At 62.0% G+C, this 26,701-nt stretch carries 29 protein-coding genes and 1 tRNA gene; 19 read left to right on the forward strand and 11 right to left on the reverse strand.

Translation table 11 applies throughout. The features are described from left to right. Window positions 1–355: 355 nt before the first annotated feature. Both ilvA and EJ066_RS21685 read left to right on the forward strand, forming a co-directional pair. Window positions 356–1,612 carry a threonine ammonia-lyase IlvA gene (gene ilvA, locus EJ066_RS21680; protein ID WP_126041501.1) on the forward strand — a complete coding sequence of 419 codons (1,257 nt, stop codon included), beginning with the start codon at window positions 356–358 and terminating at the stop codon, window positions 1,610–1,612. Between the two features lie 10 nt (window positions 1,613–1,622). After that, window positions 1,623–2,183: a DUF1697 domain-containing protein gene (locus EJ066_RS21685; RefSeq protein WP_126041503.1), complete on the forward strand. Its 561-nt coding sequence runs from the start codon at window positions 1,623–1,625 to the stop codon at window positions 2,181–2,183. A 401-nt stretch (window positions 2,184–2,584) separates the two neighbouring features. Here the strand turns inward: EJ066_RS21685 and gloA are convergent, their stop codons facing one another. Further along, on the reverse strand, window positions 2,585–3,025 hold the full coding sequence (gene gloA / locus EJ066_RS21690) for a lactoylglutathione lyase (RefSeq protein ID WP_126041505.1): 441 nt from the start codon (window positions 3,023–3,025) through the stop codon (window positions 2,585–2,587). A gap of 241 nt (window positions 3,026–3,266) precedes the next feature. Between gloA and EJ066_RS21695 the strand changes: the two genes are divergently transcribed. The 4 genes from EJ066_RS21695 to EJ066_RS21710 all read left to right on the forward strand — a co-directional run bounded on the left by EJ066_RS21695 (window position 3,267) and on the right by EJ066_RS21710 (window position 5,843). Beyond that, entirely contained in the window at window positions 3,267–3,842 is a 576-nt protein-coding gene (locus tag EJ066_RS21695; protein ID WP_189644551.1) for a cold-shock protein, read from the forward strand. Window positions 3,843–3,963: 121 nt separating this feature from the next. Next, window positions 3,964–4,476, forward strand: a complete 513-nt coding sequence (locus EJ066_RS21700) for a DUF192 domain-containing protein (protein WP_126041507.1) — start codon at window positions 3,964–3,966, stop codon at window positions 4,474–4,476. 20 nt (window positions 4,477–4,496) lie between these two features. Next, window positions 4,497–5,264 (forward strand): alpha/beta hydrolase, encoded by a 768-nt coding sequence (locus EJ066_RS21705; RefSeq protein WP_189644334.1) that lies wholly within the window; start codon window positions 4,497–4,499, stop codon window positions 5,262–5,264. A gap of 78 nt (window positions 5,265–5,342) precedes the next feature. Then, entirely contained in the window at window positions 5,343–5,843 is a 501-nt protein-coding gene (locus tag EJ066_RS21710) for a GNAT family N-acetyltransferase (protein WP_126041512.1), read from the forward strand. On the opposite strand, the gene EJ066_RS21715 is transcribed toward EJ066_RS21710, so the two are convergent. Then, window positions 5,840–6,445 carry a hypothetical protein gene (locus EJ066_RS21715; protein WP_126041514.1) on the reverse strand — a complete coding sequence of 202 codons (606 nt, stop codon included), beginning with the start codon at window positions 6,443–6,445 and terminating at the stop codon, window positions 5,840–5,842. The two genes, EJ066_RS21710 and EJ066_RS21715, sit on opposite strands and share 4 nt — an antisense overlap. Before the next feature lie 189 nt (window positions 6,446–6,634). On the opposite strand from EJ066_RS21715, the gene cysE reads away from it, so the two are divergent. After that, complete coding sequence (cysE, locus tag EJ066_RS21720) at window positions 6,635–7,483, forward strand: serine O-acetyltransferase (protein ID WP_126041516.1); 849 nt, start codon at window positions 6,635–6,637, stop codon at window positions 7,481–7,483. 296 nt (window positions 7,484–7,779) lie between these two features. Further along, window positions 7,780–7,983: a DUF3126 family protein gene (locus tag EJ066_RS21725; protein WP_013531334.1), complete on the forward strand. Its 204-nt coding sequence runs from the start codon at window positions 7,780–7,782 to the stop codon at window positions 7,981–7,983. 374 nt (window positions 7,984–8,357) lie between these two features. On the opposite strand, the gene EJ066_RS21730 is transcribed toward EJ066_RS21725, so the two are convergent. Then, window positions 8,358–9,233 (reverse strand): ATP-binding protein, encoded by an 876-nt coding sequence (locus tag EJ066_RS21730; protein WP_126041518.1) that lies wholly within the window; start codon window positions 9,231–9,233, stop codon window positions 8,358–8,360. 288 nt (window positions 9,234–9,521) lie between these two features. On the opposite strand from EJ066_RS21730, the gene yajC reads away from it, so the two are divergent. The 4 genes from yajC (at window position 9,522) to EJ066_RS21755 (ending at window position 13,949) form a co-directional block, all read left to right on the forward strand. Continuing rightward, on the forward strand, window positions 9,522–9,860 hold the full coding sequence (gene yajC / locus EJ066_RS21735) for a preprotein translocase subunit YajC (protein ID WP_065007771.1): 339 nt from the start codon (window positions 9,522–9,524) through the stop codon (window positions 9,858–9,860). Window positions 9,861–10,130: 270 nt separating this feature from the next. Continuing rightward, on the forward strand, window positions 10,131–12,683 hold the full coding sequence (gene secDF, locus EJ066_RS21745) for a protein translocase subunit SecDF (protein WP_126041520.1): 2,553 nt from the start codon (window positions 10,131–10,133) through the stop codon (window positions 12,681–12,683). An 8-nt stretch (window positions 12,684–12,691) separates the two neighbouring features. Further along, the gene (locus EJ066_RS21750) at window positions 12,692–13,081 is read left to right on the forward strand and encodes an Mth938-like domain-containing protein (RefSeq protein WP_126041522.1); all 390 of its coding nucleotides are present in this window, start codon (window positions 12,692–12,694) and stop codon (window positions 13,079–13,081) included. A 1-nt stretch (window position 13,082) separates the two neighbouring features. Next, window positions 13,083–13,949 (forward strand): phytoene/squalene synthase family protein, encoded by an 867-nt coding sequence (locus EJ066_RS21755; protein WP_189644335.1) that lies wholly within the window; start codon window positions 13,083–13,085, stop codon window positions 13,947–13,949. 8 nt (window positions 13,950–13,957) lie between these two features. Here EJ066_RS21755 and EJ066_RS21760 read toward each other — a convergent pair whose 3' ends face one another. The 5 genes from EJ066_RS21760 to EJ066_RS21785 form a co-directional block, all read right to left on the reverse strand. After that, the gene (locus EJ066_RS21760; protein ID WP_126041524.1) at window positions 13,958–14,290 is read right to left on the reverse strand and encodes a type II toxin-antitoxin system RelE/ParE family toxin; all 333 of its coding nucleotides are present in this window, start codon (window positions 14,288–14,290) and stop codon (window positions 13,958–13,960) included. Further along, entirely contained in the window at window positions 14,262–14,564 is a 303-nt protein-coding gene (locus EJ066_RS21765) for a type II toxin-antitoxin system ParD family antitoxin (protein WP_126041526.1), read from the reverse strand. The genes EJ066_RS21760 and EJ066_RS21765 overlap by 29 nt, the downstream gene beginning before the upstream one ends. Before the next feature lie 82 nt (window positions 14,565–14,646). Then, a complete protein-coding gene (trmFO, locus tag EJ066_RS21770) occupies window positions 14,647–16,056 on the reverse strand; it encodes a methylenetetrahydrofolate--tRNA-(uracil(54)-C(5))-methyltransferase (FADH(2)-oxidizing) TrmFO (protein ID WP_126041528.1) in 1,410 nt (469 codons plus the stop codon). Between the two features lie 407 nt (window positions 16,057–16,463). Continuing rightward, on the reverse strand, window positions 16,464–16,604 hold the full coding sequence (locus tag EJ066_RS21780; RefSeq protein ID WP_126041532.1) for a DUF1127 domain-containing protein: 141 nt from the start codon (window positions 16,602–16,604) through the stop codon (window positions 16,464–16,466). A 48-nt stretch (window positions 16,605–16,652) separates the two neighbouring features. Beyond that, window positions 16,653–16,793, reverse strand: coding sequence for a DUF1127 domain-containing protein (locus EJ066_RS21785; RefSeq protein ID WP_006335194.1), 141 nt, complete (start codon window positions 16,791–16,793; stop codon window positions 16,653–16,655). Between the two features lie 236 nt (window positions 16,794–17,029). Between EJ066_RS21785 and EJ066_RS21790 the strand changes: the two genes are divergently transcribed. Genes EJ066_RS21790 through EJ066_RS21800 form a run of 3 tightly spaced genes read left to right on the forward strand, consistent with a single transcriptional unit; the run spans window position 17,030 to window position 20,232 of the window. Then, complete coding sequence (locus EJ066_RS21790; RefSeq protein ID WP_126041534.1) at window positions 17,030–18,145, forward strand: DUF2157 domain-containing protein; 1,116 nt, start codon at window positions 17,030–17,032, stop codon at window positions 18,143–18,145. Next, entirely contained in the window at window positions 18,142–18,723 is a 582-nt protein-coding gene (locus EJ066_RS21795) for a GDYXXLXY domain-containing protein (protein WP_126041536.1), read from the forward strand. Before EJ066_RS21790 ends, EJ066_RS21795 begins: the two co-directional genes overlap by 4 nt. Window positions 18,724–18,783: 60 nt before the next feature. Then, on the forward strand, window positions 18,784–20,232 hold the full coding sequence (locus EJ066_RS21800; protein ID WP_126041538.1) for an aromatic amino acid lyase: 1,449 nt from the start codon (window positions 18,784–18,786) through the stop codon (window positions 20,230–20,232). 11 nt (window positions 20,233–20,243) lie between these two features. Here EJ066_RS21800 and EJ066_RS21805 read toward each other — a convergent pair. Further along, window positions 20,244–20,328 (reverse strand) — tRNA-Leu (locus tag EJ066_RS21805). A gap of 444 nt (window positions 20,329–20,772) precedes the next feature. Here EJ066_RS21805 and tig point away from each other — a divergent pair. Then, entirely contained in the window at window positions 20,773–22,260 is a 1,488-nt protein-coding gene (tig, locus tag EJ066_RS21810) for a trigger factor (protein ID WP_126044002.1), read from the forward strand. Window positions 22,261–22,404: 144 nt separating this feature from the next. On the opposite strand, the gene EJ066_RS21815 is transcribed toward tig, so the two are convergent. Beyond that, on the reverse strand, window positions 22,405–22,731 hold the full coding sequence (locus EJ066_RS21815; protein ID WP_126041540.1) for a hypothetical protein: 327 nt from the start codon (window positions 22,729–22,731) through the stop codon (window positions 22,405–22,407). A gap of 72 nt (window positions 22,732–22,803) precedes the next feature. Next, window positions 22,804–23,691: an alpha/beta hydrolase gene (locus EJ066_RS21820; RefSeq protein WP_126041542.1), complete on the reverse strand. Its 888-nt coding sequence runs from the start codon at window positions 23,689–23,691 to the stop codon at window positions 22,804–22,806. 291 nt (window positions 23,692–23,982) lie between these two features. Here EJ066_RS21820 and EJ066_RS21825 point away from each other — a divergent pair, with 291 nt between their 5' ends. The 3 genes from EJ066_RS21825 to EJ066_RS21835 all read left to right on the forward strand — a co-directional run bounded on the left by EJ066_RS21825 (window position 23,983) and on the right by EJ066_RS21835 (window position 26,682). Continuing rightward, window positions 23,983–24,363 carry a cytochrome c family protein gene (locus tag EJ066_RS21825; RefSeq protein ID WP_126041544.1) on the forward strand — a complete coding sequence of 127 codons (381 nt, stop codon included), beginning with the start codon at window positions 23,983–23,985 and terminating at the stop codon, window positions 24,361–24,363. Between the two features lie 135 nt (window positions 24,364–24,498). Continuing rightward, entirely contained in the window at window positions 24,499–25,428 is a 930-nt protein-coding gene (locus EJ066_RS21830; protein ID WP_126041546.1) for a heme o synthase, read from the forward strand. Window positions 25,429–25,863: 435 nt separating this feature from the next. Beyond that, window positions 25,864–26,682 carry a DUF2189 domain-containing protein gene (locus EJ066_RS21835; RefSeq protein WP_126041547.1) on the forward strand — a complete coding sequence of 273 codons (819 nt, stop codon included), beginning with the start codon at window positions 25,864–25,866 and terminating at the stop codon, window positions 26,680–26,682. The last annotated feature ends 19 nt before the right edge of the window (window positions 26,683–26,701 follow it).

The following is a 26,701-nucleotide window of genomic DNA, read 5'->3' on the forward strand; positions in this document are numbered from 1 at the left end:
TCCCGGACAGCCGAAGTGCGGCAGAAGTAAGTCGTGTCCAGCTGAAAAACGTTCAGCGCCTTGCGACAGCCATCGCACTGTTGCGCGAAAGCCAGAACGGCGGCAGCGACATGGTTTTCAGGGCAACCGATGCGACAGGCATGAACAAACGCCTCCAAGTGCTTGCAACGATTCTGGGAATGCCCCGTGGCGAACGCACGCATGGAACGGCCGGACAATGGCTTCGCGAGGCTGGATATGCAATAGGCGGGATCAAACGCACGCGGCGTGTGCTAGGTTTGTGACCATCGCGTCGTGGCAGACCAAATGCACACTGCGTGCCCACACACGACATGCGATCCGGGGTGATCTTGCCATGACCAGTTTTTCCTCCCGCGTCGCTGCCGCCGCCGCTGCGATCCGGCAGATTTTCCCGGAGACGCCGCTGCAGGAAAACGACTATCTGTCGAAGAAGACCGGCGCGCGCATATTGTTGAAGCGCGAAGACCTGTCTCCGGTGCGCTCCTACAAGATCAGGGGTGCTTTCAATTTCTTCCGCAAGACGCTCGCCGCCGGCAACGATGCCGAGCTGTTTGTCTGTGCATCAGCCGGCAACCATGCGCAGGGCTTTGCCTTCGTCTGCCGTCATTTCGGAAAAAAGGGCGTGGTGTTCATGCCGGTGACGACACCACAGCAGAAGATCGACAAGACGCGGCTGTTCGGCGGCGACTTCGTCGAGATCAGGCTGGTCGGCGATTTCTTCGACGACTGCTACCGCGCCGCTGTCGAATTCGCCGAAAGCGCCGGCGCGCATATGGTACCGCCGTTCGACCACAAGGACATCATCGAGGGGCAGGCGACCGTCGCCTACGAGATATCAGGCCAGATGCCGGGCGCGCGCAAGCCCGACATCATCATGCTGCCGGTCGGCGGCGGCGGTCTGGCCGCCGGCGTGACGCATTATTTCGCCGACCAGCGCCGCGACACGCGCTTCGTCTTCTGCGAGCCGGCCGGCGCGCCGAGCCTGAGCGAGAGCCTCGCCACCGGCAAACGGATCAAGCTCGCCAAGGTCGACAATTTCGTCGACGGCGCGGCGGTGGCCGAGATCGGCCGCGAGCCGCTGCGGCATCTCAAGGACTTTCCTGCCGATACGGTACGGCTCGTTCCGGAAAACCGGCTCTGCGCGACCATGATCGAGATGCTGAATGTCGAAGGCGTGGTGCTGGAGCCGGCCGGCGCGCTGGCGATCGACGCGCTGAAGGATTTTTCGAAGAAGGAGATCAGGGGCAAGACCATCGTGGCGGTGGTTTCGGGCGGCAATTTCGATTTCGAGCGGCTGCCGGACGTGAAGGAGAGGGCGCTGCGTTTCGAGGGGCTGAAGAAGTACTTCATCATCCGCTTTCCGCAGCGGCCGGGCGCGCTGCGCGACTTCCTCGAAATGCTGGGGCCCGACGACGACATTGCCCGCTTCGAATATCTGAAGAAATCGGCGCGCAATTTCGGTTCGGTGCTGATCGGCATCGAAACCAAGGACCGCCGCAATTTCGAGCTGCTCAACGCCAATTTCGAGGCCGAGGGCGTCCAGTATCAGGACATCACCGACAACGAGACGCTGGCCGGGTTCATCATATGAAGGCCCGAATATGAGTGCCCAGGCGAAAACCTTCGTCGCACTGTTTTCCGGCATCAATGTCGGCGGCAACCGCATCGTCAAGATGGCGCAGCTGCGGGCATTTTTCGAAGAGCTCGGTTTTTCCGATGTCGCCACCTACGTGCAGAGCGGCAACGTCGTGTTCCGGTCGGCAAAGGGCGATGCGGCCACGCTGACCGAACGGCTGGAAGCGGCCTTCGAGAAGAAATGGGGATTTCACTCGCGCATCATGGTGCGCGATCTCGGCTGGTTCGAGCGGCTGGCGAGGGAAAATCCCTATCCGGAAGTCGCCGGGGAGCCGACGAAGCTTCACGCCTTCGCGCTGGAGCGCGCGCCGGCCGCCGACGAGATCGCGCGGCTGGCCGAAAAATGCACCGGTCCCGAACGCTTCGAGATCAGGGACGATGTGCTTTACCTGCACGCGCCGGAAGGTCTCGGCAAATCGGTGTTCGCCAATCTCATCCCTCGCACCCTGAAAGTGCCCGGCACCGCCCGCAACTGGCGCACGGTGCTGGCGCTGCTGGAGATGGCCGGCCGCGGCGGTGGTGGCTGACTCTGGACCGCTGCACTCCTCGGCCTCTGTAACGGCATGGATCCTAGGGTCTGCGCTCCGCTTCGCGTTCGCTCCGCCCTAGGATGACGAAGGCATGGTGGCTTGAGGCCAATCGCGGATGTTGGCAGTTGCGTCGTCGCGTAGCGGAGGCGGTCGACGGCAATTTGCAGACCTTCGAGATTGGCTGAAACCTCTTTCCCTTCGTCATCCTAGGGCGGAGCAGGAGCGAAGCGACGTCGCGGAGACCCGAGGATCCATGCCGTTACCTTCGAGCGCTGCTGCTTTGAATAGGTTGCGGCAAGCGGACGCGATTGCCGTGGTAGCCGGATAGATAGCGCCTCCCGCGAAAGCCAAACCTGCCGGACGCATCCGTCCGGCAATATCCACTCAGACGTGACTGGTTACCAACTTCCGGTATTCGCCATCGAGGCCCAGGGCTCGGCCTTGGCCTTGGCCGGGCCTTTTTGCAACAACTCGATCGAGATGCCGTCCGGCGACCTGACGAAGGCCATGTTGCCGTCGCGCGGCGGCCGATTGATGGTGACGCCCTTGTCCATCAATTGCTGGCAGGTGGCGTAGATGTCGTCGACCTCATAGGCGAGATGGCCGAAATTGCGGCCGCCCTTGTAGTCTTCCGGGTCCCAATTGTAGGTGAGCTCGATCAGCGGCGCCTTGTCGGCGATGCCGCTTTGCTCGTCTTCGGAAGCGGCGAGGAAGATCAGCGTGTAGCGCCCCTGTTCGTTTTCGTGGCGGCGCACTTCCTTGAGGCCAAGCTTGTTGCAGTAGAAATCGAGCGATGCATCGATGTCGGCGACGCGGACCATGGTGTGCAGGTAGCGCATAGGATTTTCCTCGAAATGTTGCATTGCGGCGGAACATAGGGGCCACTCGGCCAAAGGGCAATTACCGTTAACCGGTCGCGTCGGCAAAACGACAAATCCGGTATTCCTGCAATGAACCGTGAAAAAAGGCACGTCAGGTCTTGCACACCTGGGAAGCCGCAGTGTTAATCTGACGTCAAGAATCAGTTGCGGTATTCTTGAAAAAAAGGGGGGCGTTCTTATGGGGGAAAAGGCCTCTTTCATGGGGCGGGACGGAACCGGTAACGACGTCTTGCAAAGGAACGAGAACGGCGACGCCGCCGATCTTGTCGAGATTGCGGGCGCGATCAAATGGTTCGACGTGGCCAAGGGCTACGGTTTCATTCTTCCCGATGACGGCTCTTCCGGCGATATCCTCCTCCATGTGACGTGCCTTCGAAAGGACGGTTTCCAGACTGCCTTGGAAGGTGCTCGCGTCGTCTGCCTCGTCAAGCATGGTGAGCGTGGATTGCAGGCGTTCCGTGTGCTCTCCATGGATGTCACCACGGCGGTCCATCCCGCGGAAATGCAGGATCAGCGCACCCACGTCTCGGTGACGGCGGAAAGCGGCCTTGAGCGTGCGCTGGTGAAATGGTTCAACCGCACCAAGGGGTTCGGTTTCCTGACCCGGGGCGAGGGCACCGAGGACATTTTCGTCCATATGGAGACGCTGCGCCGCTACGGCATCACCGAGCTCAGGCCGGGTCAGGTCGTGCTGGTCCGCTTCGGGCGCGGCGATAAAGGCCTTATGGCTGCCGAAATTCACCCGGATGTGGGTACCTTGCCGGTCTCGCACTAAGGCCCCATCCCGATCGAGTCGGGACGGGACATCGTGCTTTTGCTTGACCATGATCTTTCCGCAAACCGGGTTCCACTTTTCGGGATCATGGTCTAGGACGATTTCCGGTCGAGGATTTTGAATGACTCACAGGAACTGGCTGACAACGGGCGTGGTCTGCGCCGCGATCGCTTTTGTCGTTGCCGCAGGCGCTTTCTTCCACTCGCAGCAACCGGCTTCGGCGGACAGCCGGGCGATGATGCTTGCCGTCGATCCGCAGCCGCTGGTCGCGGTGACGAAATCCGGTGAGCGCTCGTTTTCCATCGAAATCGCCGACACCTCCGCCGAGCGCGCGGCCGGCCTGATGTTTCGCGAGCAGATGGCCGACGATCATGGCATGTTGTTCGTGTTCGAGGAGGTTCGGGATGTGGGCTTCTGGATGAAGAACACGCCGATGCCGCTCGACCTGATCTTTGTCGGTCAGGACGGCAAGATACGGGCAATCAAGCAAGGCGAGCCGCAATCCGAGGCGGTGATCTCGCCCGGCGAGCCGGTTCGCTTCGTGCTCGAGCTCAAGGCGGGCACCGCCGCCAAGGGCGGCATAGAGGACGGCGACCTGCTGCGTCACCCGGCAATCGGCACGGCGCACAACTGAACGCGCAGGATCCGTCGCAGATGCAGTTTTTCTCCCATGACGGTTTTGACCTTGCCTTCCTCGATCGCCAGCCGGCATCGGGGCAAGGCGATCCGGTGCTCATGATCCATGGCTTTGCTTCGACCCATTACGTCAACTGGGTGTCGCCCGGCTGGTTCAAGACGCTGAACGATGCCGGCTATCGCGCCATCGCCTTCGACAATCGCGGCCATGGCGCCTCGTCGAAGAGCTATGAAGAGGCCGATTATACGCCGGACCGGATGGCGTCCGACGCTGCCGCCCTGCTCGACCATCTCGGCATCGAACGCGCCCATGTCATGGGCTATTCGATGGGCGCACGGGTGTCGGCGTTCCTGGCGCTTTCCGACCCGGACAAGGTGGCTACACTGGTGTTCGGAGGCCTTGGCATCGGCCTGGTCGATGGCGTCGGCGACTGGGATCCGATCGCTGGTGCGCTGCTGGCCGAGGATCCGAGCGCAATCAGTCACGCCCGTGGCCGGTCGTTTCGCGCCTTCGCTGACCAGACCCGAAGCGACCGGCGAGCGCTCGCCGTCTGCATCGTCGGTTCCCGGGCGTCAATGAGCGAGGGCGAAGTCGCGCGCATTGGCCAGCCGACATTGATTGCCGTCGGCACTAAGGACGACATCGGCGGTTCGCCCGAAGAACTGGCCGCCTTGATGCCGAACGCCAAGGCTTTTCACATCGAGGGCCGCGACCATATGCTGGCCGTCGGCGATAAGACCTTCAAGCAGCGGGTGTTGGAGTTTTACGCCGAAAACCCGCTCTGACGGGTAGCCGCCCGCGCATGATCCGGCGCTGGCCTAGCCAGGCGGCAAGCCTCAGCCTCAAACCTTGCGCGAGTTGCCATGGTCGACCTTCTCGTCACCTATCTGGAGATGACTGAGCCGCCGTCCAGCGACGCTTTTTCCGCCCCGGTATCGCACGCGACGGTGGCGCGCGAAACACTTGGTATCGCCGATTACATCAGCCTGTACCGCGCCGTTGGCGACTCTGTGCAATGGGACCAGCGTCTGCGAATGTCTTCAAGCGACCTTGAAGACCTTCTCGCCAGCCCGTCGACGCATATTCACGTCCTGCGCGTCGACGGCGAGGCCGCCGGCCTGTGCGAATTCACAAGCGTTGGCCAGCCGATCGTCGAATTGACCCATTTTGGGCTCATTCCCGCTTTCCAGGGTCGCAAGCTTGGGCCCTACCTGCTTGACCAATCGCTACGCGCCGTCTGGTCGCATAGGCCCGAAAAACTCTGGCTGCACACCGACACCCACGATCATCCCAGCGCGCAATCCGTCTACAGGCGTGCCGGCTTCAAGGCCTATGCGCAATGCATGGAGACTTTTCCGGATTAGGAGTCCAGCCCGAGCGCCTTGAGCGACCGCGCCACGTTTTGCCTGGCCTGCGGTTCGAACCGCTGCTGGAATTCCTCGGTGTGGAAGATATGCGGGCGGGCGAGGAAACTCTTCAGAACAGCACCGCGGCCGGCACGCCACATCGGCTCCTCCACCCAGTCATATTCGCGGCGAACCGCCTGTTCATAGGCGTCGAAGGCATCCGGCGCCGCACCCAGGATCGCCAGGTCCATATCGAGGAACAGGGCTGCGTCGCGGATGGCATTCCCGTCGCCAAATTGCGGTAACTCATGCGTCGCGGTGGCAATAATCATCGCCGTGATGCGGCCGAGGCGCTGCGCATCGGTGCGCCCAGTGAGCTTGTTCTCGGCAAGGGCGGCGCTCTTGGCCTCGTTGTCCTTGGCCCGGCTGTCATAGATGGCGTCGTGGAACCAGATCGCCGCCTCGACCGCCTCGGGATCGTGCAGGGATGCCCGATAGCCGTCGGCCAGCGCCAGCATCGCCTCGATATGGGCGAGGTCGTGATAGTGGCGACCTTCGGCCCGATAGAGCGCGGAGAGCTCGCGTTTCAGCGGCTCATTGATCAAGGGTTCGTTTTCCATGGCCGCTTGATTTTCCGTGAACCAAATCCATTTGAAGCAGCACTAAGGAAAATTGAGTTCAACCGTGCTATGATCTGGCTTATAGAGCATGTCGCCCAAAAGTGCGCAGCGGTTTTGGAACAACGACATGCTCATGCGCACTATGCGGCCGGAGAATAGCCGGAGGCACCAGATGGCCGGAGACCACTGATGAACAGCGTTACGATTGCCCGCCCCGCGATGGTGAAGCCGATCGACCCGATCTGGCGCTCGATCCGCGACGAGGCGATGGAGGCGGTCAACCGCGATCCGCTGCTGGCGGCGTTCCTCTATGCGACCATCCTCAACCAGGAAAGCCTGGAGGAAGCGGTCATCCATCGCCTGGCCGAGCGGCTCGACCATCAGGACATCGGTTCCGATCTCATCCGCCAGACCTTCAAGGCGATGGCAGCCGACGACAAGGACTGGGCGGCAACGGTTCGCGTCGACATCCAGGCCTATTACGACCGCGATCCGGCGTGCGACCGCTTCATCATGCCGGTGCTCTATTTCAAGGGCTTTCATGCCATCCAGACACACCGGCTGGCGCATTGGCTGTGGAACCAGGGCCGCCAGGATTTCGCGCTCTACCTGCAGAGCCGGTCGTCCTCGGTGTTCCAGACCGACATCAACCCGGCCGCCCGCATCGGCAAGGGCATCTTCCTCGACCATGCCACCGGCCTCGTCGTCGGCCAGACGGCGGTGATCGAGGACGACGTGTCGATCCTGCACGGCGTGACGCTGGGCGGCACCGGCAAGGCCGGCGGCGATCGCCATCCCAAGATCCGCTACGGCGTGCTGATCGGCGCCGGCGCCAAGATCCTCGGCAACATCGAAGTCGGCCATTGCTCGAAGATTGCGGCAGGCTCGGTGGTGCTGTCGCCGGTGCCGCACAACAAGACGGTTGCCGGCGTGCCGGCCCGCGTCGTCGGCGAGACCGGCTGCGACCAACCTTCGCGGCAGATGGACCAGCTTTTGCCGTCGCAGACGATGGACCACGTCGTCAGCTTCGATATTTGATTTTCAAGGCGCTCGGGCGTAACCGCCGGCATATGAGAACTGCCCTCTCATCCGGCCCTTCGGGCCACCTTCTCCCCGCCGGGGAGAAGAGAGAAGCGTCAGCGCTGGCTCCTCTCCCCTCGGGGAGAGGTTGGATTGCCCCGAATTGCCCTTTGCAATTCGGTTGGCAATCCGGGTGAGGGGGCACTTACCCATATACGATTGCCCCGGTTCTCTCGCCGGCTTGCCTTTACATCGCCATTGTCGACGTGCCAGAAGCGCGCTCAAACGAGCAAGACCGACGATCGGAGAAGACTTTGAAGCCTGACGAAATCAGAAAGCTGGACGCCTATTTCAAGCGCGTCTTCCAGAACCCCAAGCTTGAAGTGAAGGCACGGCCGCGCAAGGACGATTCGGCCGAGGTCTATGTCGGCGACGAATTCCTCGGCATCGTCTTCAAGGACGAGGACGACGGCGACTATAATTTCTCGATGGCGATCCTCGACATCGACCTGGCCTGAGCCGGATTCGCGGGGACGGCGCCCTGTTAGCAAGGTGCAATCGGCATTTTCGGCAGACAGTCCGGAGCGGTCATGTATCCGGCCTTTGATGCGGTCGAGATGGTGACCGCTGGTCCGCAGGGGTTACGCGGATCGGGTTCCAATCATCCCAGCGCGCTTTGTAGCGCAATGACGAAACGGAGTGTCCCGACCCAGGTCCAGACCATTTTGCCGTGCTGCCTCCTGCTCCTTACGCTATGAAGGGCCTCGATTGCGGTTATGCCGCAGCCGGTGCCCTGAGCGACGACCACGGTTCCGCCAATCGCCAAGGCATGCGGTCCGTCAATGCAAGCGCATCCGACCGACCTGTCAAAATTCTGCGCCGAGGAACTAAATTAATCCTTGAGCGATTTGCCGAGACGGCCTGCCAGATCCTGGGTGAACTGCCAGGCGACGCGGCCCGAACGGCTGCCGCGTGTCGTCGCCCATTCCAGCGCCTCGGCCCGCAGCGTCTCGGCATCGACGGCAAGGCCGTGATGGCGGACATAGCCGTCGATCATGTCGAGATACTCGTCCTGCGAGCATTTGTGAAAGCCGAGCCAGAGGCCGAAACGGTCGGACAGCGAAACCTTTTCCTCGACCGCCTCTGACGGGTTGATTGCGGTCGAGCGCTCATTGTCGATCATGTCGCGCGGCAGCAGGTGGCGCCGGTTCGACGTGGCGTAGAAGATCACATTGGCCGGGCGGCCTTCGACGCCGCCTTCGAGTGCCGCCTTCAGCGACTTGTAGGACGTGTCGTCGTGGTCGAAGGAAAGGTCGTCGCAAAACAGGATGAAGCGGCAAGGCGCCGCCTTCAGCAGCGCCATCAGCTTCGGCAGCGTGTCGATGTCCTCGCGGTGGATCTCGATGAGCTTGAGCGGCACGTCCAGTTTCGCCGAGGCATTGATGGCGGCATGCGCCGCCTTGACCAGCGAGGATTTTCCCATGCCGCGTGCGCCCCATAACAGCACGTTGTTGGCTGCGTAACCGCAGGCGAAGCGCTCGGTGTTGTCGACCAATATGTCGCGGACGCGGTCGACGCCGCGGATCAGGCCGATGTCGACGCGGTTGACCTTGCGTACCGGCTCCAGATAGCCGGGATCGGCCTGCCAGACGAAGCAGTCGGCCTCGCCGAGGTCGGTTTCCGGCGCCGGCGGCGGGGCGAGGCGGGCGACCGCCTCGATCAGGCGGTCGAGCTTCTTGTTCAGGGCTTCGATGGTGCTGTCGCTCATTTTATCTTTTTGTTTTGCATTCGGGAGGGCATGAGGGGGAACCTGTTTGGTTCCGGCGATTTCGCAACCGGTTCCAACCTTTTGTTAGAGCGTGATCTTTTCCGAAACCGGGCCTCGTTTTTCGGGATCATGCTCTAACACGGCTCAACCAGCCGGAAAAGCAGCTGAAATGCCTGGCCGCAGTTGCATTGGCAACGTTACCGACTATATTCCGGCCAAATTTCACGGGGCCGCCAAATTTCCCAAGGACGGTTTGGCGGCTGTTTTTCAAAATTCAGGAGTACCTCGATGTTCGTGACCCCGGCATATGCCCAAGGCGTCGGCACCTCTCCGGATATGTTCATCAGCATTTTGCCGTTTGTCCTGATTTTCGTGATCATGTATTTTCTGATCATCCGTCCGCAGCGCACGCAGTTGAAGAAGCGCGGCGAGATGCTGGCGGCGGTCCGCCGCGGCGACACTGTCATCACGGGCGGCGGTTTCGTCGGCAAGGTGACCAAGGTGATCGACGACAATGAGCTCGAGATCGATCTCGGCGGTGGCACCAAGGTAACGGCGCTGCGCTCGACGATCGCCGATGTGCGCGTCAAGGGCGAGCCGGTGGCGAACCAGAACGCCAAGAAATAGCCGAGATTTTTCAGGCCGAGCGATTCGCGGATACCGCCTGACGGACGACTCCATACAAGCTTTATACTTCGCCATTGAGCGCGCTGGCCCCTTGCCGGCAAGATTGACAATAGTCGAAGAAAGCCCGATGGCAGCACCGAAGTGACTGCCTTGCGCTCGACAGTCGCCAATGTGCGGACCAAAGGTAAGCCGGTGGCGAACCACAACGCCAAGAAATAACCCGATTCCAGGCGGAACGATCCGCCAGAACGCCCTGACGGACGACGCCCTATGCTTTATTTCTCGCGCTTCAAGATGATTCTGATCTGGCTGGCAGTGGCCGCCACAGTGATCCTCGCTGCGCCCAACCTTTTTTCGGCAAGCACGCTCGCCAGGCTTCCCGACTGGGTGCCGAAGCGCCAGATGACGCTCGGCCTCGATCTGCAGGGCGGTTCGCATATCCTGCTCAGGCTGGATCCCAACGATCTGATCAAGGATCGGCTGGAGACGACGCGCGACCAAATCAGGACACTGCTGCGCGACGCCAAGATCGGCTACACCGGCCTTGCCGGATCGGGCCGGACCGTGCAGGTCCGCATCACCGATCCCGGTCAGGTCGATGCCGCCAAGACGGCGCTGAAGACATTGACCGACCCGGTGGCCGCCGGCCTGTTCAGCGGCGGCTCCGTCCAGGAAATGTCGCTGGACGATTCCGAGCCCGGGCTGCTCAAATTCACCGTTACCGATGCCGGCATCAAATACCGCACGTCGGCGGCGCTGACGCAGTCGATCGAGGTTGTCGGTCGCCGCGTCAACGAACTCGGCACCACTGAGCCGATCGTGCAGCGCCAGGGCGACGACCGCATCCTGGTCCAGGTGCCGGGCCTGCAGGATCCGCAAAGGCTGAAGGACATTCTTGGCCAGACCGCCAAGCTGACCTTCCAGATGGTCGACCAGACGATGCCGGTGCAGGACGCGCTCAACGGCCGTCCGCCGGCGGGATCCTCGGTTCTGTATTCGCAGGACGATCCGCCGGTTCCGTATCTGATCGAGAACCGCGTCATCGTTTCGGGCGAAAATCTCGTCGATGCGCAGGCGACGTACAATTCACAGACCAACGAGCCGGTGGTTTCGTTCACCTTCGATTCCAAGGGAGCGGCGCGCTTCGGCCAAGCCACCTCGCAGAACGTCGGCAAGCTGTTTGCCATTATCCTCGACAATCAGGTGATTTCGGCGCCGCAGATCCGCGAACCGATCCTTGGCGGCAGCGGCCAGATCTCGGGCAATTTCACCGCCGAGAGCGCCAACGACCTTGCCGTGCTGTTGCGCGCCGGCGCGCTGCCGGCGACGCTGACGGTGATCGAGGAGCGCACGGTAGGCCCTGGGCTCGGTGAGGATTCCATCCGCGCCGGCAAGATTGCAGGCGTGATCGGCTCCATCCTCGTCGTCGTGTTCATGTTCGTTGCCTATGGCTTTCTCGGCTTCATAGCCAACATCGCGCTGGCGGTGCATGTGGCCATGATCGTCGCGTTGCTGTCGTTGCTTGGCGCGACCCTGACATTGCCCGGCATCGCCGGTATCGTGCTGACCATCGGCATGGCGGTCGATTCAAACGTTCTCATCTACGAGCGCATCCGCGAGGAGCGGCGAAACGGTCGCTCGGTAATCCAGGCGATCGACACGGGCTTTTCGAAAGCGCTGGCGACCATCGTCGATTCGAATGTCACCTCGCTGATCGCGACGGTGGTGCTGTTCTGGCTCGGGACCGGGCCGGTGAAGGGCTTTGCCGTAACCTTCGCCATCGGCATTCTGACCACCGTGTTCACCGCCTTCACTTTCACCCGGCTGCTGGTGTCGATCTGGCTGCGCCGCGCCCGCCCGAAGGAATTGCCGCGCGCGCCGGTGACCTTCGTGCCGGCGGGCACGCGAATTCCGTTCATGGGCATCCGCCGCTGGACGTTTGCGCTGTCGAGCGTGCTGTCGATCCTCTCGGTCGTGCTGTTCATGACCGTCGACATCAATTACGGCATCGACTTCAAGGGCGGGTCGCTGATCGAGGTGCAGGCCAAGAATGGCACCGCCGATATTGCCGACATCCGCGGCAGGCTTTCGGAACTCAACATCGGCGAAGTGCAAGTGCAGCAGTTCGGCGACCCGAACGACGTCTTAATTCGCGTCGGCACGCAGGACGGCGGCGAGAACGCCGAACAGACCGTCATCGACAAGGTGCGCGGCGAGTTGCAGGACCATTACGACTTCCGCCGCGTCGAAGTGGTGGGACCGACGGTTTCCGGCGAACTCGCCAAATGGGGTACCATTGCCATGCTGATCGCGCTGGCTGGAATCCTGATCTATGTGTGGTTCCGCTTCGAGTGGCAGTTCGCGGTCGGCGCCATCATCGCCACGATCCACGATGTGGTCATGACCATCGGCTTCTTCGTCATCACCGGTCTCGAATTCAACCAGTCGTCGCTTGCGGCGATACTCACCATCATCGGCTATTCGCTCAATGATACGATCGTCGTCTATGACCGGGTTCGCGAGGATTTGCGAAAATATAAGAGGATGCCGCTGCCGCAACTGTTGAACAACGCCATCAACGAGACGCTGTCGAGAACGACGCTGACCTCGGTGACGACGATGCTTGCGCTGCTGGCGCTGGTGCTGTTCGGCGGCGAGGTGATCCGTTCGTTCACGCTGGCGATGCTGTTCGGCGTTATCTTCGGAACCTATTCGTCGATCTTCATTGCCGCCCCGCTGCTCATCCTGTTCAAGCTGCGGCCACAGGTGGTGACGGCCGACGAGGAGAAGCCGGTTGGCGGCGGCAAGGCCGTGGCGACCTGACGACTGTCGTGGCAAAAGGCATCATCATCCGTGAAGCGCATTTCCCCGGCCGCGCGCCGATCGAGGCCTATGGCAATGGCGGATTCCGTTTCGCCGAGATGTCGCATCGCGGCTCGCTGCTGTGCCTGCCGTCGGGCATCTACGGCTGGGAGCCGGCTGATCCCTTGGCATTGACGGCGGCGGATTTCGCCAAGCTGCTCAACGAGGCCGACAAGGTCGAGATCCTGCTGGTCGGCGCCGGCAAGGATCTCAGGCCGTTGCCGGCCGCGCTACGTGCCGCGCTGAAGGCGGCGGGCATTGCGGCCGATCCGATGTCAACCGGCGCGGCCGTGCGGACCTACAATGTGCTTCTGGCGGAAGACCGCGCGGTGGCCGCCGCGCTCATCGCCGTCGATTGACATGGACGATGCCGCCAAGATCGTCATGGAAACGGTGCGCGCCGCCGACCGCGACCGTTATCTGTCTGTGCTTTATGCACCCGAAGGCGCGCGCGGCGCGCTGCTTTCGCTCTATGCCTTCAACGCCGAGATATCAGGTGTTCGCGACCGTATCCGCGAGGCGCTGCCTGGCGAGGTGCGGCTGCAATGGTGGCGCGATGTCATCGTGGCCGACGACGGGGCAGCCGAGGGCGATGGGGCAAGCATCGGCCATCCTGTCGCGGACGCTTTGAAGGCCACGATTTCCACCCACCGTCTGCCAAGACCCGCCTTCGAGAACATGCTCGAAGCCCGCGTCTTCGATCTCTATGATGACCCGATGCCGTCGCGCACCGATCTGGAAGGCTATTGCGGCGAGACCGCAGCGGCGCTCATCCAGCTTGCGGCGATGGTGCTTGATCCCGTCGAGGCACCGCGTTTCGCCGAACTTGCCGGCAGGGCAGGCTGCGCGCAGGCGATGACCGGCCTGCTGCTTCTGCTGCCGCTGCACCGCAAGCGCGGGCAATGCTTTGTCCCGGCCGACATACTGGCGGCGGCAGGGTCAACGCCGGAGGAATTCGTTGCAGGCGATGGTGGGCCTGGAGCGGAACGCGCCGTGGCCGCGATGATCGCGCTGGCGCGGGAGCATCTTGCGGCATTCGAAAGCGGCGCACGGTCGTTACCGGTTTCGCTGCGCCCGGCATTCCTGCCGCTGGCCCTGTCGCGTGCCTATCTCGGCAAGATGGAAGGCTCTCGCCATTCACCGCTCACTGGCGCGGCGCGACTTTCGGCATTGCGCCGGCATTGGCTGTTGTTCCGCCGCGCGACGCAGGGCTGGCCATCCGCATAGTCATTCCATCATGACGCTTCGCTCGATCCGCCATCGCGCATCAGCGTTTCGTAGTCACGGCCGCCATAGAAGATGTTGACGATATGGACGAAATTGTCATCGACGATGTAGGCGATGACGGCGGAGTGCTCGAACGGTACCGTTCGCAATCCTGGAACAATGTCGTTGCGCATTCGGCCGCCGCGCGGTGCATTGCCGATATTTCCACAACGCACTTTGATCCGGTCGACGAAACTGTTGGCGACGCTCTCGCTCCCGCCTCGGTCGAGAATGTGGGTGACGATCGAATCCAAGTCTGCGATGGCGCCTTCGCTAAGAACGACGGCGAGACGCTGGATCATCGTTCTCTCGCGCCAATTCTGAAATTCGATCCTTCACTCTCGCGATTGCCTGGTCCAGCGGAACGTTAGGCCTCGTGTCCTCGATCGACGCCTTCACGCGCGCCCTGATCGACGCCATGCGCTCGGCATGTTCCTCCTCTTCGCGCTGGAAGGCGCGAAGTGCGGCCCGGATGACCTCGCTCGCCGATCCGAAGGAGCCGTCATCGACTTTTTCGCGGATCATGCGCGCCATGGCGGGCGTGACGGTGACTGACAGCTTCTCGGCGGGCTCCATGGAATTGCTCCCTATGATGGAGGGTGGAGTAGGATAGTATCCTACTCTCCTGCCGCCTGATCGACAAGAACAGAAAGGCGGACTACTCCGCCGCTTCCGCTCGCGAAGGCAGTCCCAACCATTCGCGACAGTCCGCCAGCGCGCGCGACGTTACCGCACGCCGCTTGGCGACGGTCTTGTCCTTGCCGCGCAGGCGCTTGCCTTCGATTTTCGGCGCCTCGACAGGTGGGAACAGGCCGAAATTGACGTTCATCGGCTGGAAGGAGCGCTTCCCAGGTTCGTCGTCGGAGACGATGTGGCCGCCGGTGATGTGGTTGAGCAGCGCGCCAAAGGCGGTGGTCAATGGCGGCAGCGACGGCGCGTGGCCCAGCCGTTCTGCGGCGGCAAAACGCCCGGCAAGCAGGCCTATTGCCGCGCTTTCGACATAGCCCTCGCAGCCGGTGATCTGGCCGGCGAAGCGCAGGCCGGGCCGGGATTTCAACTGCAGCGAGGCGTCGAGCAGCGTCGGCGAATTGATGTAGGTGTTGCGGTGCAGGCCGCCGAGGCGGGCGAATTCGGCGTTTTCGAGGCCCGGGATGGCGCGGAACACGCGCACCTGCTCGGCGTGCTTCAGCTTGGTCTGGAAGCCGACCATATTGTAGAGCGTGCCCAGCGCATTGTCCTGGCGAAGTTGCACGACGGCATAGGCCTTCACCGACGGATTGTGCGCATTGGTCAGCCCCATCGGCTTCATCGGCCCATGGCGCAGCGTCTCGACGCCGCGTTCGGCCATGATCTCGATCGGCAGGCAGCCGTCGAAATAGGGTGTGCCTTCCCATTGCTTGAATTCTGTCTTTTGGCCCTCCAGAAGCGCCCCTACGAAGGCGAGATATTGCTCCTTGTCCAGGGGGCAGTTGATGTAGTCCTTGCCGGTGCCGCCGGGGCCGACCTTGTCGTAGCGCGACTGGAACCAGCAAATGTCCATGTCGATCGTGTCGAAATGGACGATCGGCGCTATGGCATCGAAGAAGGCGAGCGCGTCGGCGCCGGTCGCTTCGGCAATCGATTGGGCAAGCGAGGGTGCGGTCAGCGGGCCGGTGGCGATGATCGCCTGGTCCCAGTCCGCCGGCGGCAGGCCTGGCACTTCCTCGCGCTGGATGGTGATGAGCGGGTGCGCTTCGAGCTTTTTGGTCACCGCTTCGGAAAATCCGTCGCGGTCGACGGCCAGCGCGCCGCCGGCCGGCACCTGGTGTGCGTCGCCGGCGCTCATGATCAGCGAACCGGCCAACCGCATTTCGGCGTGCAGCAGGCCAACGGCGTTGGTTTCGGCGTCGTCGGAGCGGAAGGAATTGGAGCAGACGAGCTCGGCCAACCCATCCGTCTTGTGCGCATCGGTGCCGCGAACAGGGCGCATTTCATGCAGCACGACTGGAACGCCGGCTTCGGCCGCCTGCCATGCCGCTTCGGAACCGGCGAGGCCGCCGCCGATGACGTGAACGGGATTTTTGCTCATGAGCGCCGGAATAGTCGCTTGTAGCTGCGATTGCAATTGGTGCGCAGAGCGACAAGCCGCTGTCGGGGAAAGCCCTGCCCCAAAACAACAACACCCGCCGGGGGAGGAGGTCCGGCGGGTGTCGTTTTGCCGGTCGATCCTCGGGAGGAGGTGAAGATCGACCATATTCGTCATCGCCGGGGAGGAGGTCGGCTTTGACGAAATTCCTTTCGCCTGATGAAGAGGGGCGAAACCCCTGGGGACGAAATTCGCCCCGGGACGAAATCTGTTTCGCCCTTGGGAAACAGCGCCCGCCGCGGGAGGAGGTGCGGCGGGCGCCGTTTTTGTGGTCAACCCTCGGGAGGAGGTGAAGGCTGACCGTATTCGTCAGGATCGGGGAGGAGGTCGATCCTGGCGAAATTCCTTGACTAGATCGCCTTGCGGGCGATGGTCTTGATCTCGTCGCGGACGATGCCGAGATCATTGAGTTGGCGGTTCGAGAGGCGACCCAGCTCGGTAACCGTCGAGCGATAAACGCGCCAGTTACGATAGTTGCGGATCAGGTTCATTGTCGTTCTCTTTTAAACTGGTTCGGACCATTTGCGGTCCGAAGAGGATTAGACCGCCTTGCGGGCGACGTAGTGGATGTCGCTGCGGCTAATGCCGAGGTCGGTCAGTTCGCGGTTGCTCAGGCGGCTCAGCTCGGAAACGGTGTCCCGGTAGCGGCGCCAGTTGCGGTAGTTGCGGATCAGGTTCATGGTATTCTCGTTTCGTCTTTCTTTCGGATCATTCCGTCTTTGTGTACGCACTGAAGATAGGTGGGGTCATATCGATTTAAAAGCGCTATTGGTGCATGGCAGCAATGCAAATTGTGCAATGCAGCATCACCGAGCGTTCACGTCTTCGACATAGATAAGCCTGAATCGGAAAATGCCGTGGCGTCAACGGTTTGGCCGGGTCGGCTGAAAAAAAGACCAAGCTGGGGGAGAAAGGCATGGCGAGCTATTCGTCACGGGTCAGGGCCGATATCGCACGATGGCTGCAGGCCGGCCTGATCGATGCCTCGACGGCCGACGCGCTGGCGCGCGACGTCGAGGCCAGTCAACGCAGATCGCTGAGCTTCGGTTCGATACTGGCGATGATGGCGGCGCTGCTGTTCGGCGCTGCCATCCTGATCTTCGTCGCCGCCAATTGGGAAGCCATCCCGCGGCTGGCGCGGGTGGCAGCGCTCTTCGCGATCATCCTCGCCGGCTATGTCGGCGGCGCGGTGCTGAAGACACGCGACCATGCGGCAATCGGCGAGGCGCTCTGGATCGTCGCCGCGGCGACGTTCGGCGGATCGATCGCGCTGATCGGCCAGATGTATCATCTGTCCGGCGACGAGGCATCGGCCTTGATCACCTGGGGCGCGGGCACGGCCCTGGCGGCGGTTGCGCTGCGCTCGAACCCGTTGACCGTCGCTTCCGTCGGCATTGCCGACGCCTGGCTGTTCCTGAGAGGGTTCGACTATTTCGGCCGCGCGGAATTTCCGCATCTCTTCGTCGTCATGGCGATCGTGCTGTTTGCCATTTCCTTCTGGACGCGCAGCCGGGCGGCGCGGCACCTGATCGTCCTGTCGGTCATCTTCCATCTCGTGCTGATGGCCATGGAATACGAAACGCTGCAAGTCGCTGTCCCGCTCGTCGTGGTGTCGGCGCTGCTTTTCGCGGCTGCGATCTTCGCGGCCGAGCCCGTCGACAGGATCGTGCAGCTTGGCGGCCGTCTGCCCCTGCACGCACTGATCGGGTTTCTTGTCGGCCTGGCCATGATCCAGTTCGAACTGGCCGATGAAAGCAGCAACAGCGGCTTTACCATTGCCTCGGCCGCAGCCCTTGCCGGCATTGTCGCGGCAATCGTGCTGGGCGGCCGCGAAAGCAGGGGCCTGCGCTGGATTGCCTATGCCGGCTTCGCCTTCGAACTCGCCATCATTTATGTGGTGATGCTGCAATCGATGCTCGGCACGGCAGGCTTCTTCCTTGCGGCCGCTGTGCTTCTCGGCATCCTTGCCCTTATCATCATCCGCGTGGAAAAACGCATGAGGGCCCCGAGCGTGGAAGGAGCGGCGGCATGATGACCGGCAAAAGACTGATCATTTCGGCGCTGGTGCTGGCGCTGATCCAGATCGGCTTCCTGAGTTGGATCATCGCCGGCCGGGCGTCGATCCTGCGCGACGGCAAGCAAGTTCTGCTCAAGGTCGAGCCGATCGATCCGCGCGACCTGCTGCGCGGCGATTATGTCCGTCTCGGCTACGAGATTTCGCGGATACCGGTGAAGCTGATTGCCAACGTCCCGGCCGGCAAATTATCGAGCGACAACACGCCAATCGTGGTCAGGCTGAAGCAGGGAACCGACGGCTATTGGGCGGTGACCGCGGCCTGGTTCGGGCAAGCGCCGGCGCCGGCAGCATCCGACGAAGCCGATATCGTCGGGCATGTGGCCGAGGGCTGGGATCTCAGCGCGGCCACGACGATCGCGCCGGATTACGGCATCGAACGCTTCTATCTGCCGGAAGGCGAGGGGATAGCGATCCAGAACGACATGCGGGTGCGGCCATTCGGCGTGCGCGTCGCAATCGCAGCCAACGGCGCCGCGCAGATCAAGGCGCTGATGGACGGCGACAAGACGCTGTTCGAGGAGCCGCTTTATTAGAAATTAGAATTGGCCCGGATTAGAATTGGGAAAGCGTGACCGGCCCGGACAGCATCAGACATGACAATTATCCTGACGACACGAGAAGACATAAATCTCGACACCGTTTTCCGCGTCGCCTGGAAAAGAGACACGGTGCGGATCAGCGACAAGGCCCTGCAGCGCATCGCCGAGTGCCGCGCGTCGTTCCTGCGTCTCATTGAAACCGACCCTGTGCCGGTCATCTATGGCGTAACCACCGCCATGGGAGAACTGGCGAGCAGGCGGCTCGAACCTGGCGAGCGGGCTCGCCATGCGCGCATCAGGGCGTTCGCGGCCGCCACGTCATTCGGCGAACCTTTGCCTGATCGCGTGGTGAGGGCGATCGTGCTCGCCCGCCTGGCGAATTTCCTCGAAGGAAATGCCGCGACCACGCCACGCATCGCGCTCGCCGTCGCCGCGATGCTGGACGGCGGACCCATGCCCAGGGTGCCATCCTCCGGCCAGGGCGGCGCCGGTGAAATACTCGCCCTCTATCCACTGTTTGCGGAACTTTCGACGCGCTTCGAGCTGGAAGTCAAGGAGCGGGGATCCCTCATCAACGGGTCGCCCTGCGCTGCCGCGCTGGTGGCCGACGCGGCCTTGGCGGCTCGCCGCCGCATTCGCCTTGCCGAAAAAGTCTTTGCGCTTTCGATCGAAGCGTTTCGCGCGCCGCTCGAACATTACGACCCGGCGCTCGACGCGCTTTGGGGCGATGAACACGAAGCAGCGGCCCTGCGGGGATTGAGGGCGTTTCTTGCCGGCGCCGGCACCGGGCGCCGCAATTATCAGGCGCCGGTCAGCTACCGCATCGTCCCTCGCATCCTCGGACACGCGCATCGCGCGCTGACATCGGCGGAGCGGGCGGCCACCGTGTCGCTCGCTTCGGTATCGGACAACCCGGTGTACATCCCGCCCGACGACGTGCATCCGCTCGGGCGCTGCATCAGCACGGGCGGCTATCACAATGCCATGGCAACACCCGCTCTGGATGACCTGGCGGCGATATGGGCCGATATCTGCCTGTTGTGCGACCGCCATGCCTCGAAGCTTCTGAACGGCAAGGTATCGCTGCTGCCCGACCTGCTGCTGGCCGGGCGTGACTGGAGCGACAGCGACGGTCACGGCAATGTCGGCTATGTGCCGATGGCGATCACGGGTTATCTGGAGCAGGCGAAACTTGCGGCGCAACGCACCTTCATCCCGGGAACCGAATCGGCCGGCGCCGGCCAGGACGACGTCGCGACGACGGTCTTCCTCGCATGGACGAAGGAAGCGCGCGCCGGCCGCTGCCTCGATGCCGCGATGGCGATGCTGGCCGTGATCGCCTCGCAGGCATTGCATGTCACCGAGCGCGCGGCGCCGCCGGCGCTTCAGTCGTTCGTCGCCGATGTCAGAAGCATCGTGCCGCCTGTCGGCGACGATCGCGTGCTGGGGCCTGAACTCGCGAATTTGACCGAATGGTTCACCCGGCAGGTTTTCGAGGCGTAGACCACCGTAGGTGGTGCGGATGAAGGGACTCGAACCCCCACGCCTTTCGGCACTGGAACCTAAATCCAGGGCGTCTACCAATTCCGCCACATCCGCGCTGCCCGGCAATCCCATGTAGCCATCATTCTGTCAATGTCGCGGTCAAAATAGGGGTCGTTCGCCGGCGCATGATCCCGAAAATCGAAGATCGATTTTTGGGAAGGATCTTGCGCCAAAATCAGGGGGCTACAGCGTCCTTTGCGCGTCCAGGAGGACGCGCGGCGCTGTGGATGCGAAGATGGTTGAAAATTAGCCGCGCCTGTGACAAAAGGCGTGTCGAATGTGACGGGACGCGACGATCCGCTTCTGCAGAATGTGATAAGAAGTAGGAAAAACAAAGACTTATTCACATTTGGAGCGTATTTCTGGAGGATTTGAGCCGCGTTGGGCGGACAGATCGCCAAGTCCCGCACCAAAGCCATTCCCGGCGAGATCATACCGGCAGGCTGTAAACGGCAGGAGCCGTTTGGCGGCCCCATTGATGAAAACAAAGGTTTTATGATGCAGGTCACCGAAACGCTCAACTCCGGTCTCAAGCGCGAGATCAAGATCACCGTGCCGGCCGGTGACATGGAAGCCAAGCTGATGGCGCGGCTTTCCGACGCCAGGAGCAAGGTCCGCATCAACGGCTTCCGCCCCGGCAAGGTGCCGGTGCAGCACCTGCGCAAGGTCTACGGCAAGTCGTTCATGGCCGAAGTGGTCAACGAGATCCTCAATGATTCGACCCGTTCGATCATCACCGGGCGCGGCGAAAAGGCCGCCATGCAGCCCGAAGTGATCATGACCGAGGACGAGAAGGAGGCCGAGAAGATCCTTGCCGGCGGCGCCGACTTCGAGTTCCGCCTGAACTACGAGATCATCCCGCCGATCGAGATCAAGGATTTCTCCGACATCAAGGTGACGCGTCAGGTTTTCGACGTGCCTGACACCGAGATCGACGAGCAGGTCCAGCGTGTCGCCGAATCGGCGCGCAGCTACGAGCCGAAGGCCGGCAAGGCCGCCGAAGGCGACCGTGTGACGATCGACTATGTCGGCAAGATCGACGGCGAAGCCTTCAACGGCGGCGCCGGCACGGACCAGCCGCTGGTGCTCGGCTCCAAGGAATTCATTCCCGGCTTCGAGGACCAGCTCATCGGCAGCAAGGCCGGCGACGAGAAGCAGGTCACGGTCACGTTCCCGGAAAACTACCAGGCGGCGCATCTTGCCGGCAAGGAAGCCACCTTCGACGTAACCGTCAAGGAAGTGTCCAAGCCCGGTGCATTGGAAATCAACGATGAAACGGCCAAGAACCTTGGCCTGGAGTCGCTGGAGCGCCTGCGTGAAGTGGTGCGCACCCAGATCGAGAACCAGTTCGGGTCGATGACGCGCCAGAAGGTCAAGCGCCAGCTGCTCGACCAGCTCGACGCTGCTTACTCGTTCGAGGCGCCGTCGAAGCTCGTCGAGGCCGAGTTCAACAACATCTGGAACCAGGTCAACCGCGATCTGGAAGCCGCCGGCCGCACCTTCGCCGACGAGGAGACGACGGAAGAAGAGGCGCGCGCCGAATATATGCGGCTTGCCGAGCGCCGCGTGCGTCTCGGCCTGGTCCTTGCCGAAATCGGCGAGAAGGCCGGCGTTACCGTGTCGGACGAGGAATTGCAGCGCGGCCTGTTCGAGCAGGTGCGCCGCTATCCGGCCAACCAGCAGCAGGAAGCCTTCGAATTCTACCGCGGCAATCCCGAAGCATTGAACACGCTGCGCGCGCCGATATTCGAGGAGAAGGTTGTCGATCATCTCCTCGGTCAGATCTCCGTCACCGACGTCAAGGTCAGCAAGGAAGAGCTGATGGCCGACGACGAAGACACCGAGACGGCCAAGGCGAAGCCGGCGAAGAAAGCCGCTGCCAAGAAGGCCGACGCCAAGCAGGCTGACGCCAAGACGGCCGACGATGCGGAAGAGCCGAAGAAGAAGGCCGCGCCGAAGAAAAAGGCTGCCAAGGACGCCGAATAAGACGCCGTTGTGCTGAATTTGAAAGGCCGCCCTCGAGGCGGCCTTTTTCGTTGATCGCTGCCCAGCTTGCCTACCAGGCCGTGGCCATAAGAATAAAACAGGCCGCTGTCGTCACCGCCGCCGCCTTAACCGCGAGGCAAATGCTTAATCGCGAGGCAATTGATTGACGAGGATTCGCATCACGGTCACTCGCTTGGGCAGTTCAACGAGAAATTCCTGGTCGCGCGTCAGGTGGTGGACCTTGTTCGGGTCGCCGCCAGTGAAGCTCGCCATGGCTTCGACGTCAGGCCAATACGAGATCGTCACGAACTCTGTTTCTTCCTCGCGATCTTCGCGAAACAACTGCACGCCGAGTGCCTTCTCCTGAAGCGGCGGAATGCCTTCGCGGCGTAAGTACGGCTCGTAGGCGTCCGCCAGATCACGGCGTGTCCTTCCGCGCCAGATCCGGGCAATTGTGGCGTAGTCGGTCATGAAGCGCTCCTCTCGATTGGTTATGGTGGATTGGCGGCGATAGCGGAATCCGCTGCGGTGTCGTGCGAGCGATCAATGCAGGACCTCACCGAGAAACCGGCGCACCAACGGCAGAGCGACCTCGAAATGGGTCTCCAGCAGCCAGTGTCCTGCGTCGTTCAGCAAATGCAGCTCGGCGTCGGGGAGATCGCGCTGATAGGCACGCGCTGCCGGCTCGGGCATGTATTCGTCCTTCGGTCCCCAAAGGATCATTGCCGGAGGCCGATGCTCGCGCAGGTATGCCTGGTAACGAGGGAACCAGTCGAGATTGGCCTCGAGCTTCTCCATCAGTCCGACTGAAAGCGCACGGCGCACAGGCGTATCCATCAGCGGCCAATGCAATTTCCACAGATCGGGCGGGACGCGTTGGGCGACGTCGTCATCGACTTCGCCTACGAACTCGGCGCGAAAGCCGTCTTCGCTCACCGCCTTTTCGAGTGGCGCGCGGTTCGCTGGTGAGGGATCCCGCCAGAAGCGCCGGATCGTTTCGTACTTGGGGCCAAGGGCATCCGCGTAGATATCGCCGTTCTGGATGACGAGGGCCTTGATCCGCGATGGGTGCGCTATAGCGTGGCGCAGGCCGATCTGCGACCCGTAGTCGTGCAGCCATAGCGCGTAGCTGTCGAGCTCCAGCGCGTCGGTGAACCGCTCCAGGAAAGTTGCATAGGCGTCAAAATCATAACCGAACCGTGCCGGATCGGGGGTTCCACTGTAGCCAAAGCCGGGGAAATCCGGCGCGACCGCCCGCCACCGATCGGCGAGCGCCGGCATCAGCCGGCGATATTGGAAGGATGAGCAGGGATAGCCATGCGGAAGCAGCAACACCGGCGCGGCTTCAGGACCTGCTTTTCTGTAAAAGATTGTCTCGCCGTCGATCGTGAGGGTGCCGTGGCGCACCTCCAAGATGCTCCTGTCGTTCATGGATGCTTCCCTGGTCTTTGATCTTGCGGACACTGAACCGTAGCTGGTCTAACGCCTTCAACCGGCATGCGTTCCGACCGCGCGCCAATCGAGCTGCCGCACCGCCCCGGGGCCAATCTTGTTACCTCGGCTTCTTCTATCTGCTGGCCAGATTCCGTGGTATGTAGATGCCGCAATTCCATGGGGGAGACGCGGAATTTCCGTTCTCTCGTGTAAGGGACGCATGCCGGCGAAAATGTCGGCATGTGCAGGTCGTCCAAGGCAGATCTGGCGATCCGGGAGGGAAATGCCATGCGCGCAATCGCGTTTTTCGCCGTCGTGTCCGTTGCGACGTTCATCACGAACCAATCCCAGGCGCAGGACGCCGCCGCCGGTGAGAAGGTCTTTGCCAAATGCAAGGCCTGCCACGTCGCCGACGAGGACAAGAACAAGATCGGCCCGTCGTTGAAGGGCGTCATCGGCCGGACGGCCGGCACGCATCCGGGGTTCAAATATTCCAAACCCATGACCGAGGCGGGTGCATCCGGCGTCAAATGGGACGAAGCCACGCTGACGGACTACCTTCGCGATCCCAAGGCGATGGTCAAAGGCACGAAGATGGCGTTTGCCGGCCTCAAGAAGGACGAGGATCTCGCCAACGTCATCGCCTATCTGAAGCAATTCTCCAAATGACCCGGTTCTTCCACCAGGAAGTAACCCGGTTCTTCCGCCAGGAAGTAACCCGGTTCTTCCGCCAGGAAGTAACCTGGCTCTTCCGCCGGCCGATGGGCCGGCCAGATTGCCTGCCGCCACCAGTGGTCGCCTGAAATGTCGGCTCAGGAAAGCGGCCTTAAGGATACCGGTATCCAGATTTCGGAAGCGACGGCCAGCGATTTCTTCGCGCTTCTGAAACCACGTGTCATGGCGCTTGCTGTTTTTACCGCTTTCGTCGGCCTGATGGTGGCGCCAGGCGCGATGAATCCGGTCATCGCCGTGATCGCAATCGGTGCAATCGCGGTTGGGGCAGGAGCGGCCGGGGCACTCAACATGTGGTACGATGCCGATATCGATGCGTTGATGTCGCGCACGTCAAAGCGGCCGATCCCATCGGGCCGCGTCACGCCAGGCGAAGCTCTCGGCTTCGGCTTGGTGCTTTCCGCACTTTCGGTCATGACGCTTGGCGTGCTGGTGGGGTGGCCTGCCGCATCGCTGCTGGCCTTCACCATCTTCTTCTACGTCGTCATCTATACGATGTGGCTGAAACGCTCGACGCCGCAGAATATTGTGATAGGCGGCGCCGCGGGGGCCCTTCCTCCGGTGATCGGGTGGGCGGCCGCCACCGACGCCATCGGGGTTGAAAGCCTCGTCCTGTTCCTGATCATTTTCCTCTGGACGCCGCCGCATTTCTGGGCGCTCGCGCTGTTCAAGATCGGCGACTATGCCGCGGCCGGCATCCCTATGATGCCGAACGTGGCCGGCCAGGCTTCGACGAGAAAACAAATTTTCGCCTATTCACTGATCCTGGCGCCAATCGGCGTGCTGCCCTGGGCTGTCGGGTTCGCGAGCGGACTGTATGGGATTGTCTCGGCCGCATTGGGCGCGGGGTTCATCTGGCATGCCTGGAGGCTTCTGGTCGACAATGAGATGAAACGCGCAAAGGCGCTGTTTGCCTATTCGATTCTCTATCTTTTCGCGATCTTTGCCGTGCTGCTTGCCGACACCATTGCCGTGCGTGCCGTCATGTCAGTTGGAAATTGAAGGGCATGACCTGCCTCGTGGCGGCGTTGCCGTCTCGTGGTTGCATCGAAAGTCGGCGGGGCCTGATGTTCTCGGACTGCCTGCCGGGTTGAGACGGCCCGGCCCCTCGAGGAAGTTGCATCCAAGGCCGGCTCAAAAGCTCACGTTGGCAGTGCACAGAATCCCAGCAACAGCAGAATAACCACGCCAAGGCCGAGTATGAGAACGGTCTTTCCATCCATGACCTTCACCCTTCAACCCACTTTTGAGAATATCGAAGAAAGGCCATTAGAGCTAGCCTGATCACCGGAGCCGCGCTGTTCTGACAAAGGGCGACAAACGCCATGCGAGAGCGTATGTTGATCATGGTGCAGGTTGCGGTTTTGCGTGACCAGTCATGCTGAACGACAGCACCGTGAAACCGCGATCCACCGGACCTGGTCTGGAGGAATGGTCATGGCAAGTTTTCACGTGATTGCAGGCGCCAGCGAGACGCTGGAGCATACCAGAATTCGAAAGATCGGCGTTTCCGACCTTTTCGACGCGCTCAGGCGTGGCGTCGACGATTTCATGGTCAAACCGTCGCACATCGTTTTTCTCTGCCTGATCTATCCGCTTGTCGGCGTCGTGCTCGCTGTCTGGACATCGGGCAACAATGCGTTGCCGTTGTTGTTTCCGCTGGTGTCAGGTTTTGCGCTGATCGGCCCATTCGCGGCGCTCGGCCTCTACGAAATCAGCCGGAGGCGGGAGGCCGGCCTCGACACCTCCTGGAGCCATGCCTTCGAGGTCAGGAATTCTCCGGCGCTGCCGGCCATCGCGGCGGTCGGGATCATGCTGCTTGCGATCTTCATCGCCTGGCTGTTGACCGCGCAGGCATTCTACCAGCAGGTGTTCGGCCCAGCGCCGCCGGAATCGCTCTCCGGCTTCATCAATGAAATATTCGCCACGGGACGCGGCTGGACGCTGATTATCCTGGGCCACGCTATCGGCTTCGTCTTCGCGGTGGTCGTGCTGTGCACCACGGTCGTCGCGTTCCCGCTATTGCTCGACCGCGACGTCGGCGCCTACGAGGCCATCCACACCTCGGTGCGCGTGGTTCTGGCGAACCCGTTCGTGATGGCTGTCTGGGGATTGATCGTCGCCGTGGCGCTGATCATAGGCTCGCTGCCGGTGTTCGCCGGGCTGGCGGTGGTGCTGCCGATCCTCGGTCATGCCACCTGGCACGTCTATCGGAAAGTTGTGGAATCGCCGATGTCCACCAAACCGGCGGGCTGAAAAATCCTGCCTTGCCGCA

The sequence above is a fragment of the Mesorhizobium sp. M9A.F.Ca.ET.002.03.1.2 genome (genome assembly GCF_003952365.1).
Lineage (GTDB): Bacteria > Pseudomonadota > Alphaproteobacteria > Rhizobiales > Rhizobiaceae > Mesorhizobium.